The sequence below is a fragment of the Pseudomonas xanthosomatis genome, assembly GCF_019139835.1.
Taxonomy (GTDB): Bacteria; Pseudomonadota; Gammaproteobacteria; order Pseudomonadales; family Pseudomonadaceae; genus Aquipseudomonas; species Aquipseudomonas fakonensis.
Genome location: NZ_CP077075.1, coordinates 5,930,001 through 5,954,618, shown reverse-complemented (window position 1 = coordinate 5,954,618; position 24,618 = coordinate 5,930,001). Strand labels below are relative to the sequence as shown.

23 protein-coding genes and 1 pseudogene are annotated in these 24,618 nt (G+C 64.3%); 7 read left to right on the top strand and 17 right to left on the bottom strand.

All coding sequences use genetic code 11. The annotated features are described in order from the left end of the window. Window positions 1-85: 85 nt before the first annotated feature. The 6 genes from KSS93_RS26285 to KSS93_RS26260 all read right to left on the bottom strand — a co-directional run bounded on the left by KSS93_RS26285 (window position 86) and on the right by KSS93_RS26260 (window position 4,738). Window positions 86-646, bottom strand: coding sequence for a DUF4136 domain-containing protein (locus KSS93_RS26285; RefSeq protein WP_217886632.1), 561 nt, complete (start codon window positions 644-646; stop codon window positions 86-88). Window positions 647-665: 19 nt separating this feature from the next. Continuing rightward, window positions 666-1,295, bottom strand: coding sequence for a DUF4136 domain-containing protein (locus tag KSS93_RS26280; protein ID WP_217886631.1), 630 nt, complete (start codon window positions 1,293-1,295; stop codon window positions 666-668). 20 nt (window positions 1,296-1,315) lie between these two features. Then, window positions 1,316-2,065 (bottom strand): methyltransferase domain-containing protein, encoded by a 750-nt coding sequence (locus KSS93_RS26275; RefSeq protein WP_217886630.1) that lies wholly within the window; start codon window positions 2,063-2,065, stop codon window positions 1,316-1,318. After that, window positions 2,062-2,367, bottom strand: coding sequence for a MazG-like family protein (locus KSS93_RS26270; protein ID WP_217886629.1), 306 nt, complete (start codon window positions 2,365-2,367; stop codon window positions 2,062-2,064). The genes KSS93_RS26275 and KSS93_RS26270 overlap by 4 nt, the downstream gene beginning before the upstream one ends. Before the next feature lie 168 nt (window positions 2,368-2,535). Next, on the bottom strand, window positions 2,536-3,387 hold the full coding sequence (locus tag KSS93_RS26265; RefSeq protein WP_217886628.1) for a MaoC family dehydratase: 852 nt from the start codon (window positions 3,385-3,387) through the stop codon (window positions 2,536-2,538). A gap of 1 nt (window position 3,388) precedes the next feature. Then, a complete protein-coding gene (locus KSS93_RS26260; protein ID WP_217886627.1) occupies window positions 3,389-4,738 on the bottom strand; it encodes a 3-oxoacyl-ACP reductase in 1,350 nt (449 codons plus the stop codon). Window positions 4,739-4,853: 115 nt separating this feature from the next. Here KSS93_RS26260 and KSS93_RS26255 point away from each other — a divergent pair, with 115 nt between their 5' ends. Further along, window positions 4,854-6,131, top strand: a complete 1,278-nt coding sequence (locus KSS93_RS26255) for an acetyl-CoA C-acetyltransferase (protein ID WP_217886626.1) — start codon at window positions 4,854-4,856, stop codon at window positions 6,129-6,131. Window positions 6,132-6,202: 71 nt separating this feature from the next. Here the strand turns inward: KSS93_RS26255 and KSS93_RS27085 are convergent, their stop codons facing one another. The 5 genes and pseudogenes from KSS93_RS27085 to KSS93_RS26235 all read right to left on the bottom strand — a co-directional run bounded on the left by KSS93_RS27085 (window position 6,203) and on the right by KSS93_RS26235 (window position 11,671). Further along, window positions 6,203-6,931 carry a methyl-accepting chemotaxis protein gene (locus tag KSS93_RS27085; RefSeq protein WP_369992292.1) on the bottom strand — a complete coding sequence of 243 codons (729 nt, stop codon included), beginning with the start codon at window positions 6,929-6,931 and terminating at the stop codon, window positions 6,203-6,205. Between the two features lie 129 nt (window positions 6,932-7,060). Beyond that, window positions 7,061-8,146: pseudogene (locus KSS93_RS27080) on the bottom strand (HAMP domain-containing protein); the annotation flags it as partial. A gap of 286 nt (window positions 8,147-8,432) precedes the next feature. Further along, window positions 8,433-8,837: a Cu(I)-responsive transcriptional regulator gene (gene cueR, locus KSS93_RS26245; protein ID WP_217886624.1), complete on the bottom strand. Its 405-nt coding sequence runs from the start codon at window positions 8,835-8,837 to the stop codon at window positions 8,433-8,435. Further along, entirely contained in the window at window positions 8,834-11,230 is a 2,397-nt protein-coding gene (locus KSS93_RS26240) for a heavy metal translocating P-type ATPase (protein ID WP_217886623.1), read from the bottom strand. The genes cueR and KSS93_RS26240 overlap by 4 nt, the downstream gene beginning before the upstream one ends. 54 nt (window positions 11,231-11,284) lie before the next feature. After that, complete coding sequence (locus tag KSS93_RS26235; protein ID WP_217886622.1) at window positions 11,285-11,671, bottom strand: hypothetical protein; 387 nt, start codon at window positions 11,669-11,671, stop codon at window positions 11,285-11,287. A 157-nt stretch (window positions 11,672-11,828) separates the two neighbouring features. Here KSS93_RS26235 and KSS93_RS26230 point away from each other — a divergent pair, with 157 nt between their 5' ends. The 3 genes from KSS93_RS26230 to KSS93_RS26220 all read left to right on the top strand — a co-directional run bounded on the left by KSS93_RS26230 (window position 11,829) and on the right by KSS93_RS26220 (window position 15,378). Beyond that, window positions 11,829-12,035 (top strand): heavy-metal-associated domain-containing protein, encoded by a 207-nt coding sequence (locus KSS93_RS26230; RefSeq protein WP_217886621.1) that lies wholly within the window; start codon window positions 11,829-11,831, stop codon window positions 12,033-12,035. Window positions 12,036-12,569: 534 nt separating this feature from the next. Next, window positions 12,570-13,901 carry an IS110 family RNA-guided transposase gene (locus KSS93_RS26225; protein ID WP_217886620.1) on the top strand — a complete coding sequence of 444 codons (1,332 nt, stop codon included), beginning with the start codon at window positions 12,570-12,572 and terminating at the stop codon, window positions 13,899-13,901. A gap of 295 nt (window positions 13,902-14,196) precedes the next feature. Next, window positions 14,197-15,378: a multidrug effflux MFS transporter gene (locus tag KSS93_RS26220; RefSeq protein ID WP_217886619.1), complete on the top strand. Its 1,182-nt coding sequence runs from the start codon at window positions 14,197-14,199 to the stop codon at window positions 15,376-15,378. On the opposite strand, the gene KSS93_RS26215 is transcribed toward KSS93_RS26220, so the two are convergent. Further along, window positions 15,329-15,526 (bottom strand): hypothetical protein, encoded by a 198-nt coding sequence (locus KSS93_RS26215; RefSeq protein WP_217886618.1) that lies wholly within the window; start codon window positions 15,524-15,526, stop codon window positions 15,329-15,331. The two genes, KSS93_RS26220 and KSS93_RS26215, sit on opposite strands and share 50 nt — an antisense overlap. Window positions 15,527-15,977: 451 nt before the next feature. On the opposite strand from KSS93_RS26215, the gene KSS93_RS26210 reads away from it, so the two are divergent. Next, complete coding sequence (locus KSS93_RS26210) at window positions 15,978-16,694, top strand: ArsR/SmtB family transcription factor (protein WP_217886617.1); 717 nt, start codon at window positions 15,978-15,980, stop codon at window positions 16,692-16,694. Here KSS93_RS26210 and KSS93_RS26205 read toward each other — a convergent pair. The 5 genes from KSS93_RS26205 to KSS93_RS26185 all read right to left on the bottom strand — a co-directional run bounded on the left by KSS93_RS26205 (window position 16,691) and on the right by KSS93_RS26185 (window position 21,072). Continuing rightward, window positions 16,691-17,638 carry an adenosine deaminase gene (locus tag KSS93_RS26205; RefSeq protein WP_217886616.1) on the bottom strand — a complete coding sequence of 316 codons (948 nt, stop codon included), beginning with the start codon at window positions 17,636-17,638 and terminating at the stop codon, window positions 16,691-16,693. The genes KSS93_RS26210 and KSS93_RS26205 overlap by 4 nt on opposite strands. Window positions 17,639-17,746: 108 nt before the next feature. Then, window positions 17,747-18,433, bottom strand: a complete 687-nt coding sequence (locus KSS93_RS26200) for an SDR family oxidoreductase (protein ID WP_217886615.1) — start codon at window positions 18,431-18,433, stop codon at window positions 17,747-17,749. A 373-nt stretch (window positions 18,434-18,806) separates the two neighbouring features. Further along, window positions 18,807-19,391: an IMPACT family protein gene (locus tag KSS93_RS26195; protein WP_217886614.1), complete on the bottom strand. Its 585-nt coding sequence runs from the start codon at window positions 19,389-19,391 to the stop codon at window positions 18,807-18,809. A 9-nt stretch (window positions 19,392-19,400) separates the two neighbouring features. Beyond that, entirely contained in the window at window positions 19,401-20,063 is a 663-nt protein-coding gene (locus tag KSS93_RS26190; RefSeq protein ID WP_217840453.1) for a TetR/AcrR family transcriptional regulator, read from the bottom strand. A 91-nt stretch (window positions 20,064-20,154) separates the two neighbouring features. Beyond that, a complete protein-coding gene (locus tag KSS93_RS26185) occupies window positions 20,155-21,072 on the bottom strand; it encodes a LysR family transcriptional regulator (RefSeq protein ID WP_217886613.1) in 918 nt (305 codons plus the stop codon). A 118-nt stretch (window positions 21,073-21,190) separates the two neighbouring features. Here KSS93_RS26185 and aptA point away from each other — a divergent pair, with 118 nt between their 5' ends. Together aptA and KSS93_RS26175 are read left to right on the top strand one after the other, a co-directional pair. Further along, the gene (aptA, locus tag KSS93_RS26180) at window positions 21,191-22,537 is read left to right on the top strand and encodes an omega-aminotransferase AptA (protein WP_217886612.1); all 1,347 of its coding nucleotides are present in this window, start codon (window positions 21,191-21,193) and stop codon (window positions 22,535-22,537) included. Between the two features lie 71 nt (window positions 22,538-22,608). Then, window positions 22,609-24,102 carry a CoA-acylating methylmalonate-semialdehyde dehydrogenase gene (locus tag KSS93_RS26175; protein WP_217886611.1) on the top strand — a complete coding sequence of 498 codons (1,494 nt, stop codon included), beginning with the start codon at window positions 22,609-22,611 and terminating at the stop codon, window positions 24,100-24,102. The last annotated feature ends 516 nt before the right edge of the window (window positions 24,103-24,618 follow it).

Sequence of the window (24,618 nt, the reverse complement as noted above, 5' to 3'; positions counted from 1 at the left end):
CAGGCAACGCGGTGCCTGGCACCGGCTGCGCCGGTGTTCGCGGCTGAGCCGCTCCTACAGGGACCGCATGACCAGGAGCGCCGGCTCAGTGCGGCGGGTAGTTGCTCAGCACCTGGGTCACGGTTTTCTGGATGGCGGCGTTGCGCTCTTCGGGGCTGGGCGGGTAGTTGTTCATGATTTGCTCGGCGCTGCCGCGCCAGACCAGCTTGCCGTCCTTGCCGTCGAACAGGTCGATCTGAATGGTGGCGACCTTGTAGTCGACGCTGCGGGTTTCGTTGTACATCGGTCCGCCCCAGTAGCCTCCCCAATAGCCGCCCCAGGCACCGCCGTAGTTGGTGGTGATCTGCTGCTGGCGCTGCTCGACGATCAGGTAGGCGCGCACCTTCACATCAGGCTTGGCGTTGCCTTGGGCCGGGCGCAGGCCGCGCTGGTCGAGCTGGCCGGCAACCGCCTGGCGGATGCGCTGCTCGGTGAGGTCGCTCTTGATCCGCGGGTCGTCCGGGCGGTACTGCAGCCCCGGCTCCTGCCAGGCCCAACTGCGGTAGGCGGCGAAATCGCGGCTGGCATCGAAGTCCTGCTGCACGTTGTTGCTGGCACAGGCGGCCAGCATCAGGGCGCATGACACTAGAACAAGACGGCGCAACATGATGGTTCTCCGTAGACGATTAACTGGGAGGATAGCCGCTCAGCGCCTTGCTCACCGACTCGCGCAAGGCGTTTTCGCGGTCCCGTGGCGAGTCCTTGGCGCTGCCGCTCTCGGCGCTGGCACTCCACACCGGCTGGCCGTTGCGGGCGTCGAACAGATCGATGCGCACCACCATCACTTCCACCTCGTAGGTACGCACGATGGGTACGCTGCCGTAGGCCCCGTAGCCGTTGCGGTAGCCTCCGAAGCCGACACCGGCGCTGGGGCCGTAGTAGGGGTCGTAATAGTCGTAGTCGCGGACCTGGCGCAGGCGCCGCTCCAGGCGAATGTCGGCGCTTACCAGCAGGTCGGCGGTGCTGCCATGGGCCGGGCGCAGGCCGTGCTGGTCCAATGCGCTGCTGACTGCTGCGGCAAGCTGGCCTGGGTCGGTGCTGGCCAGCCCGCCAGGCTGCTGGCCGTCATGCCAGCGCCAGCTACGGTAGCGGCCATAGTCGCGGGCGGGGGCCGGGTAGGCACTGGCGTCGAAGGTGTTGGCAGCCTGCGGCGGCGCCGGCGGGATGGGGTTGCCGCTGGCGACATACGGGTTGCTGCCCTGGCAGGCTGCCAGCAACAGGGGAAGCAGGGCCAGGCAGAGTGGGCGGTAGCGCATGGGTCCTCCTGGCCTTTGGTTCAGAGCGGGCGGCAAACCCAGTGCAGGTAGCGGCCAAGCCCTGCGAAGCTTGGGTGACGGCGGTGGGCCAGCTCCATTTCCAGCAGGTCGAGCAGTTCGGCCTTGTCCTGGAACTCTTTGGGCATGTAGTCGTGGAAAACGCGAATGCCGCTTTCGCTTTCGACCTGCCACAGCGCTTCAAGTTGCGCCTTGAGGTCGCGTGGATCAAGGGGTTTTTGCGGGGTCAGGCTCTGTTTTTCACCGGCCAGGCGGTTGCTGCGCAGCTTGCGGAAATGGCCCTTGAGCAGGTTGCGGTAAACCAGCGCGTCGCGGTTGTAGAAGGCCAGCGACAGCCAGCCGCCGGGGGCGGTCAACTGTTGCAGCACCGGCAGGATGGCCTCGGGTTCGGCCAGCCACTCAAGCACGGCGTGGCACAGCACCAGGTCGTAGCGCTCGGTGAGCTGGCCCAGCAGGTCCTGCCAGGGGGCCTGGATGAAGGTGGCTTGCTGGCCGGCCTCGGCGAAACGCGCGCGGGCACCTTCGAGCATGGGCGCGGCGGGTTCGGCGAGGGTCAGCTGGTGGCCGCGCTGGGCCAGCCACAAGGCCATGTGGCCAAGGCCGGCGCCGATGTCGAGCACCCGCAGCGGGCGGTCGGGCAGGGTTTCGGCGAGGTCGGCCTGCAACACGGCCAAGCGGATGGCGCCCTTGGCGCCGCCATAGATTTTCTCGGCGAAGCGGGTGGCCAGTTCATCGAAATGACGGTCGTTCATTTGGCGAAGCGCCTCTCGCTGTCGGCCAGCTTGGCCCGCACCACCTCATCCATGTCCAGGCCCAGTTCGCTGCACAGCAGCAACAGGTAGAGGACGATGTCGCCGACCTCTTGCCCGGCGTGGGCAAGTTTGTCTGCCGGCAACTGGCGTGACTCGCTTTCGGTCAGCCACTGGAAAATCTCCACCAGCTCGGCCATTTCGACACTGGCGGCCATGGCCAGGTTCTTCGGGCTGTGGAAGCCGCGCCAGTCGTTGGTGTCGCGGATGCGGTGCAGGCGTTCGGTGAGTTCTTGCAGGTTCATCGGGGGTCTCCTAATGCTGCATAGCTTCCGGGGGGGGCCGATGTAAAGCAAGGGGGGGGTGTCACCTGTACCTGCAATGTGAAAACCGTGGGAGCGGGCTTGCCCCGCGATGCGGGAGTAATCCAATCGCGGGGCAAGCCCGCCCCACGTTGTTCTTTGTACGAGCTCTTACAGGGTGCGCCAGCTGCCGGTCATGTGCAGCAGGGCGCCGTGGCCGTCCAGGCGCAGTTGGCCCGACGGGCCGGCCTCGCTGGCGCCGAGCATGACCTCGGACGGCAGGCGTACCGGCTTGTGGAACTCCACCTCGAAGGCGTAGCCGGCCTTGGGCAGGTGGCCTTTCAACGCGGCCAGGGCCATGGCCTTGGTCCACATGCCGTGGGCGATGGCCTTGGGGAAGCCGAACAGCCGGGCGCTGAGGGGGCTGAGGTGGATCGGGTTGTAGTCGCCGCACACCCGGGCATAGCGTCGGCCGATATCGCTGTCGGCGTACCAGCGGGTGGCCTCGGGCAGCGCCTGCGGCTGGTTTTCGTCGCAGGGTGCTGCCCCGGCGTCGAGCTTGAGCCCGCGCACCAGCATGCGGCTGGTCTCGCGCCACAGCAGGCCCAGGCCGTCCTCGGCCTCGGTCACCAGGTCGAAGGTGCCGCCCTTGGCGTGGGGCTGCAGGTTGTCGGCATGCACCGCAAAGCGCAACCCGTCGATGCCGCCCAGCGGGCGCAGCACCTCGATGCGGTTGTGCAGGTGCACCAGCCCCAGCAGCGGGAAGGGGAAGTCGCGGGCGGTGAGCAACTGCAGTTGCAGGGCGAAGGCCATCACGTGGGGGTAGGTGCCCGGCAGGCGGCCGTCGTCGGCGAAGTGGCAGAGCCTGCGGTAGGCCGCAAGGTTCGCCGGGTCTACCCGCAGGAAACAGCGCAGGCCCTGGTCGGGCAGGCGCTCGCCGCTGATCTTGCGTTTGCCCAGTGCACGCAGGTACAGGCTGGCGCGCGAATCCGGGTGGTGCAGGTCGAGCCAGTGGGTGGTCATGTCAGGCCCCCATCAGTGCTTGGCCGCAGACTCGCAGCACCTGGCCATTGACCGCCCCGGAACCGGGCTGGCTGAGCCAGGCGATGGCCTCTGCCACGTCCTGCGGCAGGCCGCCCTGGCCGAGCGAGCTCAGGCGCCGCCCGGCTTCGCGCAGGCCCATGGGCATGGCGGCGGTCATGTGGGTTTCGATGAAGCCTGGGGCGATGGCGTTGATGCTGATGCCGCGCTCGGCCAGGGTGGGTGCCCAGGCCTGGGCCAGGCCGATCAGCCCGGCCTTGCTGGCGGCGTAGTTGGCCTGGCCGCGGTTGCCGGCGATGCCGCTGACCGAGGCCAGCAGAGTGATGCGCGCGGCGTCGTGCAGTTTGCCTGCGTCCAGCAGCGCCTGGGTGAGCACCTGCGGGGCCTTGAGGTTGACCGCCAGCACCGCGTCCCAGTAGTCGGGGGTCATGTTGGCGAGGGTCTTGTCGCGGGTGATGCCGGCGTTGTGCACGACGATATCCAGGCCGTCGGGCAGTGCCTCGACCAGTTGCGCGGCGGCATCGCCTGCGCAGATGTCCAGGGCCAGGGCGCGGCCGCCCAGGCGCGCGGCGATGGCGTCGAGGTCCTGTTGCGCCTGGGGGACGTCCAGCAGGGTGACCGAGGCGCCGTCGCGGGCCAGGGTTTCGGCGATGGCCGCACCGATGCCGCGGGCGGCGCCGGTGACCAGGGCATGGCGCCCGGCCAGCGGGCGGGTCCAGTCCTCGACCTGGGTGGCGCAGTTGCCCAGGTGCAGCACCTGGCCGGAAACGAACGCGCTTTTGGGTGACAGAAAGAACCGCAGCGCGCCTTCGAGCCCTTGCTCGGCGCCTTCGGCGACATACAGCAGGTTGGCGGTGGCGCCGTTGCGCAGCTCCTTGCCCAACGAACGGCTGAAGCCTTCGAGGCCGCGCTGGGCGATGCTGGCCTGTGCGCTGAGGCCTTGCGGTGGGCGGCCGAGGATCACCACATGGGCGCAGGGCGCCAGGCTGCGCAGCAACGGCTGGAAGAATTCGCGCAACTGGCGCAGCTGGTCGCTGTCGGACAGGTGACTGGCGTCGAATACCAACGCCTTGAGCTTGGGCCCGAGGCCCGCGACCCAGGCCGGCGAGGCGAGGCTTTCGTCGTTGAAGGCGTAGCACTCGCCGGTCAGCCTTGGGGCGATTGCCTCGACCTCGCGGGCCAGCGGGCCGCCGCCGAGCACCAGTGCGCCCTCGACCGGGCGCAGGCGGCCGGCCTGCCAGCGTTCCAGCGGTACCGGGCGCGGCAGGCCGAGGGCATCGACCAGGCGCCGGCCGAGGGTGGAGTTGGCAAAGCCGATATAGCGGTCGCTCATGTACGGGTCTCCCTGAAGGCAAGCATGCAGTGTGGACCAGGTTTGTGGCAGGGTCGTTCGAAATACGGGAAAAGCGCCTAGGCTTACCGATCAATTTGTTTCAGGAGGAACAGGCATGGGTTCAATTCGCCGGGTGGCGATCCTGGGTGGCAACCGGATCCCCTTCGCCCGCTCCAATGGTGCCTACGCCCGCGCCAGCAACCAGGCGATGCTCACCGCTGCGCTGGAGGGGCTGGTGGAGCGTTACCGCCTGCACGGCCTGCGCCTGGGCGAAGTGGTGGCAGGGGCGGTGCTCAAGCATTCCAGTGACATGAACCTGGCACGCGAGTGCGTGCTAGGCTCGCGGCTGTCGCCGCAAACGCCGGCCTATGACGTGCAGCAGGCCTGTGGCACGGGGCTTGAGGCGGCGCTGCTGGTGGCCAACAAGATTGCCCTGGGGCAGATCGACTGCGCCATTGCCGGGGGCGTGGACACCACTTCCGACGCGCCGATCGCGGTCAGCGAGGGGTTGCGCCAGATTCTGCTGCAGGCCAACCGTGGCAAAACCTTGGCTGAACGCTTGAAGCCCTTCCTGAAACTGCGCCCGGCGCACCTGATGCCTGCGCTGCCGCGCAATGGCGAGCCACGTACCGGGCTGAGCATGGGCGAGCACTGTGAACGCATGGCACAGGCCTGGAAAATAGAGCGGGCGGCGCAGGATGAACTGGCGCTGCTCAGCCACCACAACCTGGCGGCCTCCTATGCCGAGGGCTGGCATGACGATTTGCTCACCCCTTACCAGGGCCTTGCCCGCGACAACAACCTGCGCCCGGACCTCAGCCTGGAACAGTTGGCCAAACTCAAGTCGGTGTTCGACCGGGGCGATCAGGGCACCTTAACTCCCGGCAATTCCACACCGCTGACCGATGGCGCTTCGCTGGTGCTGCTGGGCAGCGAGGCCTGGGCCGAAGCACAGGGGTTGAAGGTATTGGCCTACCTGGTGGACGGCGAAACCGCTGCGGTGGATTTTGTCCACGGCCATGAGGGGCTGCTGATGGCGCCGGTGTATGCGGTGCCGCGGCTGCTGGCGCGCAATGGCCTGACGCTGCAGGATTTTGACTTCTATGAAATTCACGAGGCGTTTGCCGCCCAAGTGCTGTGTACCTTGAAGGCCTGGGAAGATGCCGAGTACTGCCGTACCCGGCTGTGGCTGGAGGCGCCGCTGGGAGCCATCGACCGCAGCAAGTTGAATGTGAAGGGCAGTTCGTTGGCGGCGGGGCATCCGTTCGCTGCAACGGGGGGGCGGATACTGGCGAACATGGCCAAGCTGCTGGCGCAGCGGGGCAAGGGGCGGGGGTTGATTTCGATCTGTGCGGCGGGGGGGCAGGGGGTTACCGCTATTGTCGAGCGATGAAGGTTAAACCCTAGGGCCTCATCGCCGGCAAGCCGGCCCCTACAGGCGTGTGCCGTAGGAGCCGGATGCGGTCAGGTGCGGAAGCGACGTACCAGGGCGTCCAGTTCGTTGGACAGCCCGGCCAGGCTTTCGGAGTCCTGCCTGGCGGCCTGGGCCAACTCCGCTACCAACTGCGCATCGCCGTGGATCTGGCTGATGTGGCGGTTGATGTCCTCGGCCACCTGGTGCTGCTCTTCGGCGGCGGTGGCGATCTGGGTGTTCATGTCGCGGATCACGTCCACCGACTCGCGGATCTGGCCGAAGCTGTCGCGGGCCAGGCCAATGCGGCTGACCGACTGCTGCGACACCTCGATGCTGGCGTGCATCTGCTGGGCCACTTCGGCGGTGCGGCTGGCCAGGTTGCCCAGCAGGCCGTCGATCTCGGCGGTGGAGTCGGCGGTGCGCTTGGCCAGGGCGCGCACTTCGTCGGCGACCACGGCAAAACCGCGGCCCTGCTCACCGGCACGGGCGGCCTCGATGGCGGCGTTGAGCGCCAGCAGGTTGGTTTGCTCGGCGATCGAGCGGATGGTGCCGAGAATCGACTGAATGGCATTGCTGTCGCGCTCCAGTTGCTGGATCGACTGCGCCGACTGCTCGATCTCCTGGCTCAGGCGGTCGACGCTCTGCACGGCAGCGTCGATCTGCTGCTGGCCTTCACGGGCCTGGGCCTGGCCGCTGTCGGCGGACATCGCCGCCTGGCTGCAGGAGCGCGCCACTTCGTTGGCGGTGGCGACCATTTCGTGGAAGGCGGTGGAGACCATGTCCACGGCTTCGCGCTGGCGCCCGGCGGCCTCGGACATGTCGGCCGACACCCGGGTGGAGCTGCTGGAGGTGCTGAGGATCTTGCCGGCCGCCGAACCGATGTGCTGGATCAGGCTGCGGATGGCGCCGAGGAACTGGTTGAACCAGCTGGCCAGTTGCGCGGTTTCGTCGCGGCCACGGATTTCCAGGTTGCGGGTCAGGTCGCCCTCGCCTTGGGCGATGTCTTCCAGGCCGCTGGTGACGCTGTTGATCGGGCGTACGATGAGCTTGGCGAAGGTGGCACCAACCACGGCGAACACAGCAGCCAGCACCAGGGCGACGATGCCGATCAGCCAGGTCAGGCGGGTGGTGGTCTGCATCACTTCGCTTTCGTGGATCAGGCCGATGAAGGTCCAGCCCAGCTCTTCGTCGGGGTAGACGTTGGCCATGTAGCGCTCGCCGTTGATCTCGACCTCGGCCAGGCCCTTGCCGGCCTTGGCCAGCTCGGCGTAGCCGGCGCCGAAGCTGTCGAGCTGCTTGAAGTTGTGGCTGGCGTCACGCGGGTCGACCATCACGTTGCCGTTTTTCTCCACCAGCATCAGGTAGCCGCTTTCGCCCAGCTTGATCTTCTTGACGATCTCGGTGAGGCCCTTGAGCGACACGTCGATGTTGACCACCCCGCCCGGGCTGCCGAGCTGGTTGGGCACGGCGCGCACGGTGCTGATCAGCACCGCGTCGTCGGCGGCCCAGTAGTAGGCGCCGGTGCGTACGGTCTTGCCGGGGTTGGCCATGGCCAGCTGGTACCAGGGGCGCGGGCGCGGGTCGTAGTTGACGAACTTCTGCCCGGCCGGCCAGCCGATGTAGCCGCCGTCGCTGACGCCGTAGGACACATAGGCGTAGGCGGGGTGCGAGTCGGCCAGACGGGTGAAGAAGTCCAGCAGCTGTTTGTCCTGCTCGCCCAGCTCGTAGGAGGGGTTGGCGCTCATGAACTTGTTGAGGTTGCTGCCGGTGGAAGCGATCAGCGGTTGGGAGGCCAGGTAGGCGACGTTCTGGTCGATGCCCTGGAAGAAGATGTTCATGGCGTTGCCGACCTGGCGGATTTCCCGGCTGCTGTTGTCGAGGAAATCGTCGCGGGCTTCGCCGCGCAGGTTGAGGATCACCAAGGTGGCGACCAGGACGATGGGCAGCCCGGCGATGACGGCGAAGGCCCAGGTCAGTTTTTGCTTGATGTTCATCCACGCTCCCAGATTTGTTTTTTTCGTGACACGAGGCAGGTAACAGGGCATCGGCAGGGGCGGGATTTTTTGTAGGACAACGCCCGTACTTATTGGATGAAAGGCGTGTTTGAGGGGAAAAAGGTCGCGATTAGGCTAATATGGCATACCAATAGCTGCTCTGACGCGCCCGCTGTAGGCGCCGGCTTGCCGGCGATAGGGCCGCAAGCCCTTGTACAGAGTGTGGATTTTTATACCCGCTGGGCCGGCCTCATCGCCGGCAAGCCGGCTCCTACAGGGGGGCGTTTTAGTGGCAGCAGCCTTTGCCGTTGGCCAGGTCTTTGAGGATCGGGCAGTCCGGGCGGTCGTCGCCCTGGCAGTGGGCGACCAGCTCGCCCAGGGTGTCGCGCAGGCTTACCAACTCTTCGATGCGCCGGTTGAGCTCATCGATGTGCTGCATGGCCAAGGCTTTGACATCGGCGCTGGCGCGTTGGCGGTCTTGCCACAGGGTGAGTAGCCGGGCCACTTCGTCCAGCGAAAAACCAAGGTCGCGCGAGCGCTTGATGAACGCCAGGCTGTGCAGGTCATCCTGCTGGTACAGGCGGTAGCCGCTGTCGCTGCGCCGGGCGGGGCGCAGCAGGCCGATGGACTCGTAATAGCGGATCATCTTGGCGCTGAGCCCGCTGCGGCGGGCGGCCTGGCCGATGTTCATGGCGCCTCCTGGTCGATGGCGGTGGGTTTCCAGGTTTTCAGCAACAAGGCGTTGCTCACCACGCTGACGCTGGACAGCGCCATGGCGGCCCCGGCCAGTACCGGGTTGAGCAAGCCGAACGCCGCCAGCGGGATGCCGACGAGGTTGTAGATGAAGGCCCAGAACAGGTTCTGGCGGATTTTCGCGTAGGTCTTGCGGCTGATATCCAGCGCTGCCGGTACCAGGCGCGGGTCGCCGCGCATCAGGGTGATGCCGGCGGCCTGCATGGCCACGTCGGTGCCGCCGCCCATGGCGATGCCGATATCGGCGGCGGCCAGGGCCGGGGCGTCGTTGATGCCGTCACCGACCATGGCCACCACGCCGTGCTGTTTCAGCGCGGTGACGGTGGCGGCTTTGTCGGCAGGCAGCACTTCGGCGTGCACGTCGTCGATGCCCAGCGCCTCGGCCACTACCTTGGCGCTGCCGCGGTTGTCACCGGTCAGCAGGTGGCTGGAAATGCTGCGGGCGTGCAGGGCGTCGATGGCCTGGGCGGCGCCGGGCTTGAGGCTGTCGCCAAAGGCGAACAGGGCCAGTACGCGGGGTTGCGCGCCACGTTCGATCAACCACGACAGGGTGCGGCCTTCGGCTTCCCAGGTAGCAGCGCTGCTGGCCAGTTCGCCGGGCTGGGCGCCGCTTTCGTCGAGCAGGCGGCGGTTGCCCAGGGCGAGATCGCGACCGTCGACGTTGCCTGCGATACCGCGGCCGGTGAGCGATTGGCTGTCGTTGACCTGGGGTACGTGCAGGCCACGCTCGCTGCAGGCCTCCAGCACGGCCTTGGCCAAGGGATGTTCGCTGCCGCGTTGCAGTGCGCCTGCCAGTATCAGGGCCTCATCGTCGCTGGCAGCTGACTGTTGGTGGACGATGCGCGGGCTGCCGGAGGTCAGGGTGCCGGTCTTGTCGAACACCACGCGGTTGACTGCGTGGGCGCGCTCCAGGGCTTCGGCGTCCTTGATCAGGATGCCGTGGCGGGCGGCCACGCCGGTGCCGGCCATGATCGCGGCCGGGGTGGCCAGGCCGAGGGCGCAGGGGCAGGCGATCACCAGCACGGCGACGGCGTTGATCAGCGCGGTTTCCAGCGGCGCGCCGGCCAGCCACCAACCCAAAAGTGTCAGCAGTGCCAGTACCAGCACGGCGGGTACGAATACCTGGCTGACCCGGTCGACCAGTTTCTGGATCGGCGCCTTGGCCGCCTGGGCGTCTTCCACCAGGCGGATGATACGGGCCAGCACGGTCTCGGTGCCGAGCGCCCGGGTTTGCACCAGCAAGCGGCCTTCGCCATTGATGGCGCCGCCGGTGACTGGGTCGCCGGGCTGTTTAGGCACCGGCAGGCTTTCGCCGCTGATCAGCGCTTCGTCGGCGTGGCTGCTGCCTTCGAGCACTTCGCCGTCGACCGGGAAGCGTTCGCCGGGCTTGACCAGGACGAGGTCGCCGATGCGCAACTGGCTGATGGCGACGTCCTGTTCCAGGCCATCGACGATACGCAGGGCGCGCTCCGGGCGCAGCGCCTCGAGGGCGCGGATGGCGCTGGCGGTCTGGCGCTTGGCGCGGCTTTCGAGGTATTTGCCCAGCAGCACCAGGGCGATGACCACCGCCGAGGCTTCGAAGTACAGGTGCGGCGCCATGCCGGCAGGGGCGTTGGCCCACTGGTACAGGCTTAGCCCGTAACCGGCGCTGGTGCCAAGGGCCACCAGCAGGTCCATGTTGCCGGCGCCGGCGCGCACGGCCTTCCAGGCGGCCACATAAAAGCGTGCGCCGAGGATGAACTGCACCGGGGTGGCCAGCAGGAACTGCGCCCAGGCCGGCAGCATCCAGTGCAGGCCGAAGGGTTGCAGCAGCATCGGCAGCACCAGGGGCAGGGCCAGCAGCAGGGCGGCGCCGACGGCCAGGCGCTCGTTGCGCAGGCGACGCTGCGCCTGCTGGTGTTCATCGACGGCGCTGCGCGGCAGGCTGGCGCTGTAGCCGGCCTTTTGCACTGCGGCTATCAACAGGCTGTCGTCGATGCCCTGCAGCACCTCGACATGGGCACGTTCGCTGGCCAGGTTGACACTGGCTTGCTCGACCCCGGGAAGTTTGCCGAGGGCGCGCTCGACGCGGCCGGCGCAACTGGCGCAGGTCATGCCGCCGATCTGCAGCTCCAGGGTGCGGGTGGGGACGCTGTAGCCGGCCTGGCGCACCGCGCCCACCAGTGCCGGCAGGCTGTCGGCCGGGGCCTGGACCCGGGCCTGTTCGGTAGCAAGGTTGACGCTGACCTGCTCGGTGCCGGTAACCTTGCGCAGGGCGCGTTCGACGCGGCCTGCGCAACTGGCGCAGGTCATGCCGGCGATGGGCAAGTCGAAGGTGGTGGATGCGGGCATGGCTCTTTCCTCCGTGGACAGGCCTGCAGCATCAACCTTGCCACGCGGTCAAGGTCAATAGCCCAGGCTGGCTCGCTTGAGCACCAGGCCATTCTGCCCCATGGCAATGCGGTATTTGTTGATCTGGCCCGCCTGCAGGTTCAACCGGGTGCTGCGCTGGTCCTCGACGCCCGGCAGGCAACCGGGGGCTTGCCCTGGCAGCAGGCGCAGGCGCACGTCGACCGGGCCTGGCGGCAGGTTGAACGAGGTCGACTGCTCCTGGAACACCCGGCCGGACAGCTGATCGTTGAGATAGACGCCGATTTCACAGCTGGTGGCCACTTCCAGGCGTTCCCGGGAAATGATCAGCACGCTGTAATCGCTGTTGCCCTCGGCACTGGCCGGTGGCACCACGGCCAACGCGCCCAACAGCCCGACAAGGCCCAATGCTGCCCTGATCATGAAGAATCTCCTGCTTGCAAAAATCGTCAAAGGCGCAGCTTGGCTGAGCCCGGCGGTTATTTCCACCCCGGCCGTTAACAGCAGAACTTGACCTTGCCCTGATGGCAAGGTCGACACTGTGCCAAACCGCAGCATTCACCATGAAGGAGCAAACGCGATGCAAGTGTTCAACGTGCAAGGCATGACCTGTGGCCACTGCGTGAAGGCGGTGACCCGCGCGCTGCAGGAGCAGGATGCGACGGCGCAGGTGGAGGTGGACCTGGCGGGGCGCCAGGTACGGGTGAGGAGCGAACTGGACGCCGGGCAGTTGCTGGCGGCGATTCGTGAAGAGGGGTATGAGGCGCAGGTGGCTGGCAACCTGTAGGAGATCACCCAGCCCTGCGGGCTGCGCTGTCGCGCAGAGAACCAGTCTCGCAGATGCACCGCGGCCCCTGTGGGAAGCGGCCTTGTGTCGCGATGGGCTGCGCAGCAGCCCCGGCAATTTTTGCATGAAGCTGAGATCTTGGGGCCGCTTCGCGCCCCATCGCGACACAAGGCCGCTTCCCACAGGAACCGTGTTAAATCAATAGCTTGCAGTTTGTTCTATGAGAGCCCACACGCCGCCTTGGCGCCGCGCTGTCGCGCAGCAAACAGTTGGTGCATGGCTTGAGCTATCTATGCAGCCAGTTCAGTCAAAGCAAAGAAAGTTGCCCCGAAGGGCAGCCTCCTTGCTCTAGGATTGAGGTGCACGGGACAGAGGCCGTCGCTCGCACTGGTGTCTCACCACCCGCATGAGAGAGTGGCCCGCACGGCATCGGCGTGGAGTCACTGTAGGCACGGCTAGCCGTGACCACGTATAGGAGAGTGACCTTTTCGCCGCCGTGTGCCCCGCGCGCCCATAATCCTGCGAGGATTTGTCATGGCACGCAAGAAGGCTCAAAGGCATTTTCAGTTGATTCATCGTGACTGCGCCGGTATCGACATTGGTAGCAGAGAGCATTGGGTGGGTGTTGACCCTCGCCACGAGCAAGCTGTCCGAAGCTTTTCCACTTTCACAGACGATCTGATCAAGCTGGCCGACTGGCTCGAAACGCTAGAGATCAAGGTTGTTGCTATGGAAGCGACGGGCGTTTATTGGATTCCCTTGTTCGAGTTGCTGGATAGCCGGGGTTTTGAGGTTTATCTCGTCAACTCACGAGCCACTCGGCAGATTACGGGTAGAAAATCCGATGTGCTTGATTGCCAGTGGATCTGGCAGTTGATGAGCCATGGTTTGCTCAGGGGAGCTTTCAGGCCCGCAGATGACATCTGTTCTTTACGAGCGTTAGTCCGTCAGCGTGCGACGAAGGTTCGAGACCAAGCCAAGGCACTGAACCGAATCCAGAAGGCGCTGACCCAGATGAATATTCAACTGGCCAATGTCATCAGTGACATTTCCGGCGTGACAGGAATGAAGATTCTACGTGCGATCCTTAAGGGTGAGCGCAACCCAGTAACGCTGGCGCAGTTTCGAGATGCTCGAATCAAAGCGGATGAAGAGACCATTGCTCGCAGTCTGCGAGGCAATTGGCGGTTAGAACATCTACACGCGCTGGATCAGGAGGTCGCCTGTTACGACTTTCTGGAGGCTCAGATTGCTGCTTGTGATGCGCAAATCACCAACGTACTGGCGTTGTTGCCCGTGCTTGAAGAGACCCCTCAGCCAAATAAAAAGGCACTCCGCAGCCCACATCGATCATCCAACGAGCAAACTGCCTTGCATCAAGCACTGTGGAAAACGACGGGGGTGGACTTGACGGCCATTCCCACCATCGGAGTAGACATCGCACTGGTACTCGCCAGTGAAATTGGTCCAGACCTTTCGAAGTTTCCATCGATGAAGCACTTCTGTTCTTGGTTGGGAGTAGCCCCACCCACCCGTATTTCAGGAGGAAAACAACTACCTGGAAAAGTACCAAGAACGATCAATCGTGCGGCTCAAGCGCTGAAGCAAGCAGCTGCTAATGCGCGTAACGATCAAAGCTTTATCGGAGCAAGTCATCGCGCCCGATTGGCTCGCATGGACACCAGTTGCGCAATCAAGGCAACAGCGCATCAACTGGCACGACTGATCTACACGATGCTGACCAAGGGGCAGCCATACACTGAACGTGGGATTGAGACTTTCGAAGAGCAGAGCAAAGAACGTCAGTACCGGGCCTTGCTCCGCAAGGCCCGGAAACTGGGTATGGATCTGGTGAAAGCGGCGTGAATAAAAGCAAATTAAAACAGCAGGTTAGATTTTGTTTGATAGGAGCCGGCTTGCCCGCGAAACAGGCGACGCGGTGTATGGCACCGGCTTCGCCGGTGTTCGCGGGCAAGCCCGCTCCCACAGGGTCCGCGGCGGGCTCGTGCCCGGTGCTCTGCGCGACAGCGCAGCCCGAAGGGCTGGGTGATCTTCTACAGTGATGAGCCGTCTTTCAGCGGGATTGTTACAAAGGTTTTCATCGCCAGTTGATGCGGTGCAGGTAGACTAGCGTACTTGCTTAGCCTGCTATGGATTCTCCATGAACCTGCGTACCTTGCTGATTCTCGGCGCACTCAGTGCGTTCGGGCCCTTGGCGATCGACTTCTATTTACCCGCCTTTCCGGCCATGGCCCATGCATTCGGCACTGACGAGCAGCATGTGCAGACCACCCTGGCCGCCTACTTCCTTGGCCTGTCGCTGGGCCAGCTGGCCTATGGGCCGGTGGCCGACCGTTTTGGCCGGCGCATCCCGCTGCTGTTCGGCGTTGGCCTGTTCACCCTGGCCTCGCTGGCCTGTGCCTTCGCACCCAACCTCGACAGCCTGATTTTGGCGCGTTTCGTTCAGGCTCTGGGTGGCTGCGCCGGCATGGTGCTGTCGCGGGCGATCGTCAGTGACAAGTGCGACGCGGTGGCTTCGGCCAAGGTGTTCTCGCAACTGATGCTGGTCATGGGCCTGGCGCCGATCCTCGCGCCGATGCTGGGTGGCGTGCTGGTGAATGTGGCGGGCTGGCAGTCGATCTTCCTGGTACTGGGGTTGTTCAGCGCGCTGTGCCTGCTGGCGGTGAGCCTGGGCTTGCCGGAAAGCCTGCCGGCGCATGTGCCGCGCCAGCCGTTGTCAGGGGCGCTGCGCCAGTACCTGCGCTTGCTCGGGGACCGGGTGTTCGTCGGCCATGCGCTGACTGGCGGCGTTGCCATCGCTGGGATGTTCGCCTACATCGCAGGTTCCCCGTTCGTGTTCATCAAGCTGTATGGCGTGCCGCCGGAGCACTACGGCTGGTTGTTCGGTACTAATGCCGCAGGTTTCATCCTGATGGCGCAGGTTAATGCGCGCCTGCTGGCCAAGCGGGGCCCGGCGTTCTTGCTGGCCCGTGCAGTGTGGCTGTACCTGGCGGCAGGTTTGGCTTTGCTGGTGGTGGCGGCACTGCGCCCGGCGGTGCTCTGGCCGCTGCTGGTGCCGTTGTTCGTGTGCATCGCCAGCTTGGGCTGCATCATCCCCAACGCGTCGGCCTGTGCCATGAGCGGGCAGGGCGCGCGCGCCGGCAGCGCCTCGGCATTGATGGGCTGCCTGCAGTTCAGCGTCGCCGCAGGGGCGGCGGCACTGGTGGGTGTACTGCATGATGGCAGCGCGGTGCCCATGGCACTGGTAATCAGCCTGTGCGGCGCACTGGTGGTCAGTGTCGCAGTGCTGACCCGGCGCGCTCAGGCCAGGCGTGCTGCATGAGGGGGTGAGGGGCTTTCAGGCGGGTTTCCAGCAGGGCCACGAAGGCCCGTGCCTCGGCTTCGCTGCGGAAACTCACCAGATGCTGGTCCATCTGCACCTGCCAGGGGCAGTTGGGGTTGCGGTTCGACGCACTGACGACAATTTTCATCGTGTTCTACCTCCAGTGAGCGGGAGCGGATGAAGTGTAGCGCTGCCTTCTCCGCCCGCCACGACCTGTGTCAGTGCCCTGACTGACGGTCGTGGCGGCAGAGGTTTCTGTTTTGTTTGCCGTATCTATTGCGACGGGCTGTGGGCAATTTCTCGGGCCGCATGTGGGAATTTTTACGCCTGTTCAGAGGCAGCCGCTGTGCTGCGGGGTTGCGGGTTTGGCTGGTGTTCGCCAAGTGCTGTCATGCCCCTGCCTACCGTCAAACGGCCCACGCAAGTTGGTCGTTTTGCCTACAAAAACCTCTCTGAGGTGCGGCTTATACTGGCTCCGACGGCCAGCACAAGCGAGAGGTATTTCCCTTTCATCAGTGACGTCAGGCAATTGCCGGCGGCTGCATGGGGGTGTGCACCGTCGTGGCAACCAGACAAGTACTCTCAGGGATTCGAGCACCATGAATGCAGTCAACAGCATCACGCAGGTCGCCAGCATGATGGCCGACCGCAAACGCAGCGCCATGCTCTGGGCGCTGATCGATGGCATACCGCGAGCGGCAGATGAATTGGCAGTCACCACTGGCCTGAGCACCTCTTCAGCGTGCATGCACCTTTCGCTACTGGCCACGGCTGGCTTGTTGCGTATCGAGGTGCGTGGGCGCAAGCGTCACTTCCGGCTGGCCACGCCTGAGGTCGGGGCGGCGGTGGAAGCCTTGGCCAGCATCCAGCTGGAAAGCCGCACTGGCGAGCGACAGGGCACGCCGTTGCAGATACCGCTGTCCATGCGCAAGGCGCGCCTGTGCAGTGATCACCTGGGCGGGGAGCTTGCAGCCGAGCTGCTTCAACGCATGCTGGCGGCCGGCTGGCTGGACGGTGACCCGCAACGCCCGTCGGTCACCCCGCAGGGCAAGGCTCAGTTGGAGGCGCTGGGGGTGTTCATCGATGCGATGGCGCTGGCGCCGGGCCTGCAACGCGGCCATGCGATCTGCCACTGCAGCGAATGGAGCGACCAGGGCCCGCACCTGGGCGGCAGCCTGGGGCATGCCTTGCTCAAGCTGTTCGTGCAGTCCGGCTGGGTGCAGGAACAGGACGGCGGGCGGGCACTGCGGGTACCCCCGGTGGGGGTCCGGCTGATTGGTGCCATCGCCCGGCCGCCGGCCCGGCAAACCGGTTAGACCAAGCGCGCGTCCAGGCTGTTCTGGGCCAGGCGGCGGGCCTGCTCCTGGGTCATGCCCAGGTGTTCATGCAGGGCCTGGAAGTTCTCGGTGACGTAGCCGCCGAAGTAGGCCGGGTCGTCGGAGTTGACCGTAACTTTCACGCCACGCTCGAGCATGTCGAGGATGTTGTGCTGGCTCATGTGGTCGAATACGCACAGTTTGGTGTTGGACAGCGGGCAGACGGTCAGCGGGATCTGTTCGTCGATGATGCGTTGCATCAAGCGTTCGTCCTCGATAGCGCGCACGCCGTGGTCGATACGCTTGATCTGCAGCAGGTCGAGGGCTTCCCAGATGTACTCGGGCGGGCCTTCTTCGCCAGCGTGGGCCACGGCCACGAAGCCTTCGCTGCGGGCACGGTCGAACACACGCTGGAACTTGCTCGGTGGGTGGCCTTTTTCGGAGCTGTCCAGGCCGACGGCAATGAAGGCGTCGCGGAAGGGCAGGGCCTGGTCGAGGGTCTTTTGCGCTTCGTCTTCGCTGAGGTGGCGCAGGAAGCTCAGGATCAGGCCGCTGCTGATACCCAGCTGTTCGCGACCGTCCTTCAATGCCTGGTTGATACCGTTGAGCACCACTTCGAAAGCGATGCCGCGGTCGGTGTGGGTTTGCGGGTCGAAGAAGGGTTCGGTGTGGATGACGTTCTGCGCCTTGCAGCGCTGCAGGTAGGCCCAGGTCAGGTCGTAGAAGTCCTGCTCGGTGCGCAGCACGCCGGCGCCCTGGTAGTAGAGGTCGAGGAACTCCTGCAGGTTGTTGAAGGCATAGGCGCTGCGCAGGGTTTCGACGTCGGCCCAGGGCAGGGCGATCTTATTGCGTTCGGCCAGGGCAAACAGCAGTTCGGGTTCGAGCGAACCTTCCAGGTGCATGTGCAGTTCCGCCTTGGGCAAGGCGTTCAGCCAGTCATACATAAATACTAATCTCGATCAGGATACGGTTGGCCGACATTCTACAGGGCCTTGCCGGGCAATGCGCCCGGCCAGGCTCTGCGGTGCAACCGGTGATCGGGTGTGGCGGTTTTACCAGGTCAGCGCTTCGCCCTTGTAGTTGATGAAGCGCAGGCCGCCATTGCCGCGCTGGGCGTTGATCTGGTCGAGCATGCCGCGGGTGCTGGTGAACACGTCGATCTCGGCGTTTTCACCGCCCATGTCGGTCTTCACCCAGCCCGGGTGCATGGCCAGTACACTCAGGTCGGGGCGCTGCAGGTCGACCACGAAGCTGTTGATCATCGAGTTGAGGGCGGCCTTGCTGGCCTTGTACAGGCAAATTTCGCCACCGTCGGGGATGGTCACGCTGCCCAGGATCGAGCTCATGAAGGCCAGCACGCCGCTGCCCTGGCGCACCTGGCCGGCCAGGCGCCGGGCCACGCGGATCGGTGCCACGGCGTTGGTCATGAACAGCTCGCCGACTGCCTGTACCTGCACGCTTTCAAGGTCCTGGGGCAGGGGGCCCATGATGCCGGCGTTGACGAATACCAAGTCGAACACTTCACCTTGCAGGCGCTGCTGGAGGCCATCCAGTTGCGCGGTGTCGTTCATTTCCAGGCGCTCGATGCGCACACCTGCAACCTCGGCCAGGCCGCCTGGTTTTTGTGGGTCACGCACGGTGGCGACGATGTTCCAGCCGTCCTCGTGCAGGCGTTGAACCAGGCCGAGGCCAAGGCCGCGGGAGGCGCCGATGATCAGTGCGGTTTTCTGTACGGTCATTGCGAGGCTCCTGAAAAGGTTTGGCGTGGCACAGGAGCATACTCCAGCGTCGGGGCTGCTGCCGTGCATTGGTTAAAAAATGATCGCTTGGGGCCAAGGCCCTGTAGGACGGGGCCAGGCGCATTGCCTCACCGGTTATCCACAGGCTGCTCCACAGGAACTGTGAGCAAGCGCAGCGCCTTGGAATAGTGCGGTTTTGACTGCTCCGGACATTCGGGCTGGGGATAACTTACTGATCCCGTTCGTATTGAGCGGCAGTCATACAATTGTGATCAAAATATGATCAAAGCTCTCTAGCCCTTGCCGCACAAGGCTTGCATCGATAAACCCCAAGCTTATCCACAGGCACGCCCACAGTAGTTGTGGGCAATGCTCAGGCGCGTTCCAGCCGGATGCGACCGCGGCTGAGGTCGGCCAGTTGCTGCTGCAGGCCATGCAGGTGTGCCTCACCCAGGGCGATGTGCAGGTCGACGCCGTTGGCGGTGAACTGTTCGTCCATCACCAGGCCGCCTACTTCTGCCAGGCGCAGCTTGACCAGGGCCAGCTCGCTGAAAGTGCAACTGCAGGTGAATTCGCTGCGTTGCACCAGCAGGCGCTTGGGGGCCTGTTGCAGGCACTTGTTGGCACCACCGCCGTAGGCCCGGGCCAGGCCGCCGGTGCCCAGCTGGATGCCGCCGTACCAGCGGATCACCAGCACCACCACCTGGTCGCAGTCCTGGGCCTCGATCGCGGCCAGGATCGGCCGCCCGGCGGTACCGCCGGGCTCACCGTCGTCGCTGCTGCGGTACTGGCCGCCGATCTTCCAGGCCCAGCAGTTGTGGGTAGCGGCCAGGTCGCTGTGGCGCTCGATGAATGCCATGGCCTCAGCCGGGGTGTTGATCGGGCCGGCGAGGGTGATGAAGCGGCTCTTGCGGATTTCTTCGCGAAATTCGCAGAGCTCGAGGAGGGTAGAGGGCATAGGTCCGGATCAGGCGGGCGGGGTGATGCCGCAGCCTTTTAGAATGATGTGGATAAGGTTGCTGCTGGCCTCTTCCATGTCCTGCTTGGTCAGGCGGCTGCGGCCGGTGACCTGGCAGATCTGGGTGGCGAAGTCGGCATAGTGCTGGGTGCTGCCCCACAGCAGGAAGATCAGGTGCACGGGGTCGACCCGGTCCATCTTGCCGGCGGCCATCCACGCCTCGAACACTGCGGCACGGCCGCGGAACCACTCGCGGTAGTCGGCGCTGAAGTATTCGGTGAGGCATTCACCGCCGCTGATCACTTCCATGGCGAAGATCCGCGAGGCTTGCGGGTTGCGCCGGGAAAACTCCATCTTGGTGCGGATGTACTGGCTCAGCGCCTGGCCTGGGTCGTCGTCGACGCTCAGGGCGTTGAAGGTGCTGTCCCACAGCTCGATGATGTTGCTCAGCACGGCGATGTACAGGCCGAGCTTGTTGGTGAAGTAGTAGTGCAGGTTGGCCTTGGGCAGGTTGGCCTTGAGCGCGATGGTGTTCATGCTCGTACCCTTGTAGCCGTGACGGGCGAACTCGTCCTCGGCGGCCTGGATGATGGCCTGTTCGTTCTTCTGGCGGATGCGGCCGGCGGGCTTGCCCGAGGCCAGGAGGCGATGCGCAGGGACTTCTAGGGTCATGGACGATTCCGTACAGGGTCGTTGGCAACGGATTGTCGGACAGATTACCTGCCTGTGCCGAAGTGACAAGCATTTGCGGCACGGACTGGCATCAGCGTGTCGCAGCCAGGCTGTCGAGGAAGCTTTCCAGCACCAGATTTGGCCGCCGGCCCTTGCGTGTTACCCAGCTCAGGCTGAGGTCGTAGAAGCGCTGCGCCGGCTTGAGGGCGCGCAGCCGGCCCTGCTGCACCCAGACACTGGCGTAGTGGTCGGGCAGGTAGCCGATGTAGCGCCCGGTGAGGATCAAAAATGCCATGCCTTCGCGGTCCGAGGCGCTGGCGGTGCAGCGCAGTGCCTGGTAATGCGCCTGGATTTCCGCGGGCAGGCGGAAGGTTGGGGCGATGGCGTCCTGGCTGTTCAGGCGATCGTCGTCGATCTGCTGGTCATCGGCGTAGAACAGTGGGTGGCCGACGGCGCAGTAGAGCAGCGAACGTTCGCTGTACAGCGGTTGATACTCAAGGCCCGAGAGTGGGCTGGTCTGGGGGACCACGCCTACGTGCAGGCTGCCGTCGAGTACCCCTTGTTCCACCTGGCTGGGGGCGATCATGCGGATCTGGATACGTACGTCGGGGCCGCGGTCCTTGAGCTCGGCCAGGGCGTGGGTGATGCGCATGTGTGGCAGGGTCACCAGGTTGTCGGTGAGGCCGATGTTCAGTTCGCCACGCAGGTGCTGGTGCAGGCCGTTGACCTCGGTGCGAAAACTCTCGAGTGCGCTGAGCAGTTGCAGTGCCGAGTGGTAGACCTCGCGGCCTTCCTCGGTCAGTGAAAAACCGGCGCGCCCGCGTTGGCACAGGCGCAGGCCCAGGCGCTGCTCGAGGTCGTTCATCTGCTGGCTGATGGCCGAGCGGCCGATGCCCAGCACGTTCTCGGCGGCTGAGAAGCCGCCGCACTCGACCACGCTGCGGTAGATTTTCAGCAGTCGGATGTCGAAATCGCTGACCTGGGCAAGGGGATCGGGGCGTCGGCTCATATGTTTAGCACGCTGCAGACTGAAGGTTAGAAATGTTGGGTTTTCCGGACTTTATCCCCGTGCGAATTTAGCTGCAACAACATCCATCGTTGCCTGATCGTCTTCCGAGGAACCGCCGATGAACATGCCCGAAACCGCTCATTCCGGTCTGGCCAGCCAGCTCAAGCTGGATGCCCACTGGATGCCCTACACCGCCAACCGCAACTTCCAGCGCGACCCACGGCTGATCGTGGCGGCTGAAGGCAACTACCTGGTGGATGACAAGGGGCGCAAGATCTTCGATGCCCTGTCGGGCCTTTGGACTTGCGGTGCCGGGCATACCCGCAAAGAGATCACCGAAGCGGTCGCGCGCCAGGTCGGTACCCTGGATTACTCCCCGGCGTTCCAGTTCGGCCACCCGCTGTCGTTCCAGCTGGCCGAGAAGATCGCCGACCTGGTACCGGGCGACCTGAACCACGTCTTCTATACCAACTCCGGTTCCGAGTGCTGCGATACCGCGTTGAAGATGGTGCGTGCCTACTGGCGCCTGAAGGGCCAGGCCAGCAAGACCAAGATCATCGGCCGTGCCCGGGGTTACCACGGGGTGAACATTGCCGGCACCAGCCTGGGTGGCGTCAACGGCAACCGCAAGATGTTCGGCCAGTTGCTGGACGTCGACCACCTGCCCCACACCGTGCTGCCGGCCAACGCCTTCAGCAAGGGCATGCCGGAAGAGGGCGGCATTGCCCTGGCCGACGAGATGCTCAAGCTGATCGAGCTGCATGATGCGTCCAACATTGCTGCGGTAATCGTCGAGCCGCTGGCTGGCTCCGCCGGCGTGCTGCCTCCGCCCAAGGGTTATCTCAAGCGCCTGCGCGAAATCTGCACCCAGCACAACATTCTGCTGATCTTCGACGAAGTGATCACAGGCTTCGGCCGCATGGGTGCCATGACCGGCGCCGAGGCGTTCGGGGTGACCCCGGACCTGATGTGCATCGCCAAGCAGGTGACCAACGGCGCCATCCCCATGGGCGCGGTGATCGCCACTGGCGAGATCTACCAGACCTTCATGAACCAGCCGACCCCTGAGTACGCGGTGGAATTCCCCCACGGCTACACCTATTCGGCGCACCCGGTTGCCTGCGCCGCCGGTATTGCCGCGCTGGACCTGTTGCAGAAGGAAAACCTGGTGCAGTCGGCCGCCGAGCTGGCGCCGCACTTCGAGAAGCTGCTGCATGGCGTCAAGGGTACCAAGAACATCGTAGATATCCGTAACTACGGCCTGGCCGGTGCTATCCAGATCGCCGCGCGTGATGGTGACGCCATTGTTCGCCCATATGAGGCCGCGATGAAACTGTGGCAGGCCGGCTTCTATGTGCGCTTTGGTGGCGACACCCTGCAGTTCGGGCCGACCTTCAATACCCAGCCGCAGGAGCTGGACCGCCTGTTCGACGCCGTGGGCGAAGCCCTGAACAAGGTCGACTGACTTTTCCGATTTCGACGCCTGGCGCGTGAGCTTCGCGCGCCAGCTTCTACCTTCTTTATAGGGAGTTCTGCATGAGCATCGTTCAGCACCTGATCCACGGTGAACTGGTTTCCAAGGGTGAGCGCACAACCGATGTGTTCAATCCGTCCACCGGCCAGGCCGTACGCAAGGTCGAACTGGCCAGCCGCGCCACTGTGCAGCAGGCTATCGATTCGGCCAAGGCCGCCTTCCCGGCATGGCGTAATACCCCACCTGCCAAGCGTGCCCAGGTGATGTTCCGCTTCAAGCAACTGCTTGAGCAGAACGAGGCGAAGATCTCGCAGATGATCAGCGAAGAGCACGGCAAGACCTTGGAAGACGCTGCGGGTGAGCTCAAGCGGGGTATCGAGAACGTCGAGTTCGCCTGTGCGGCCCCAGAGCTGCTCAAGGGTGAGTACAGCCGCAACGTCGGCCCGAACATCGATGCCTGGTCGGACTTTCAGCCGCTGGGCGTAGTGGCCGGTATTACGCCGTTCAACTTCCCGGCCATGGTGCCGCTGTGGATGTACCCACTGGCCATCGCCTGCGGTAACGCTTTCATTCTTAAACCGTCCGAGCGTGACCCAAGCTCGACGCTGTTCATTGCCCAGTTGCTGCTGGAGGCTGGCCTGCCCAAGGGCATCCTCAACGTGGTGCACGGCGACAAGGAAGCGGTGGATGCGTTGATCGAGGCGCCGGAGGTCAAGGCGCTGAGCTTCGTAGGTTCGACCCCGATCGCCGAATACATCTATGCCGAGGGTACCAAGCGTGGCAAGCGCGTACAGGCCTTGGGCGGCGCGAAGAACCATGCGGTGCTGATGCCTGATGCCGACCTGGACAACGCGGTCAGTGCATTGATGGGCGCAGCCTACGGTTCGTGCGGCGAGCGCTGCATGGCCATCTCGGTGGCGGTGTGTGTGGGTGATCAGGTGGCCGATGCCCTGATTGCCAAGCTGGAGCCGCAGATCAAGGCGCTGAAGATCGGTGCCGGTACCTCCTGTGGCCTGGATATGGGGCCGCTGGTCACTGCTGCTGCCCGTGACAAGGTGGTGGGCTACATTGACGATGGCGTTGCTGCCGGTGCCAGGCTGGTGGTCGATGGCCGAGGGTTGCGGGTGGCGGGTAATGAAGATGGCTACTTCGTGGGCGGCACCTTGTTCGACAAGGTGACTCCAGAGATGCGCATCTATAAGGAAGAGATCTTCGGGCCTGTGCTGTGCGTGGTGCGGGTGAACAGCCTGGAAGCGGCCATGCAGCTGATCAACGAGCATGAGTACGGCAACGGTACCTGCATCTTCACCCGTGATGGTGAGGCCGCGCGGTTGTTCTGCGACGAGATCGAGGTGGGCATGGTGGGGGTCAACGTACCGCTGCCGGTGCCGGTGAGCTACCACAGCTTTGGTGGCTGGAAGCGTTCGCTGTTTGGCGACCTGCATGCCTATGGCCCGGATGGGGTGCGCTTCTATACCCGCCGCAAGGCGATTACCCAGCGTTGGCCGCAGAGGGCCAGCCATGAGGCTTCGCAGTTTGCGTTCCCTAGTTTGTAAGGGGATTGCGTGAGAGAGCGGGGAGGCCGGCAGGCCTCCCCGTTTTGGTTCTGGGGTTTGGCTTCTATATAGATAGGGATTAGGGCGGGCCGCTGAGGGATCGTCTCCCAGCCTTTTCTCCAAATATTTCAATTATTTGAAATAAAGGGTTGACGGGGTTTCAGATCCCCTTATAATGCGCCCCACTTCCAGCGACAACGGAACGCGAAACTCCTTGAGAATCAATGAGTTAAGCGATTCAGAAGGTTCTGGAGGTGCTGCAGTCGAATGATCGAAGCGGTGAAAAAGGTGGTTGACAGCAAGTTGTAACGCTGTATGATTCGCCTCCCGCTACGAGAGATCGCAGCGAGTTAAGCGGTTGAAGCTAAACGAGCTTCTCGGAAAAAACTTCAAAATAAACGCTTGACACGAAATGAGGAAAGCGTATAATGCGCGCCTCGGTTGAGACGAAAAGCTCTTAACCAAACGCTCTTTAACAACTTGAATCAAGCAATTCGTGTGGGTGCTTGTGAGTAC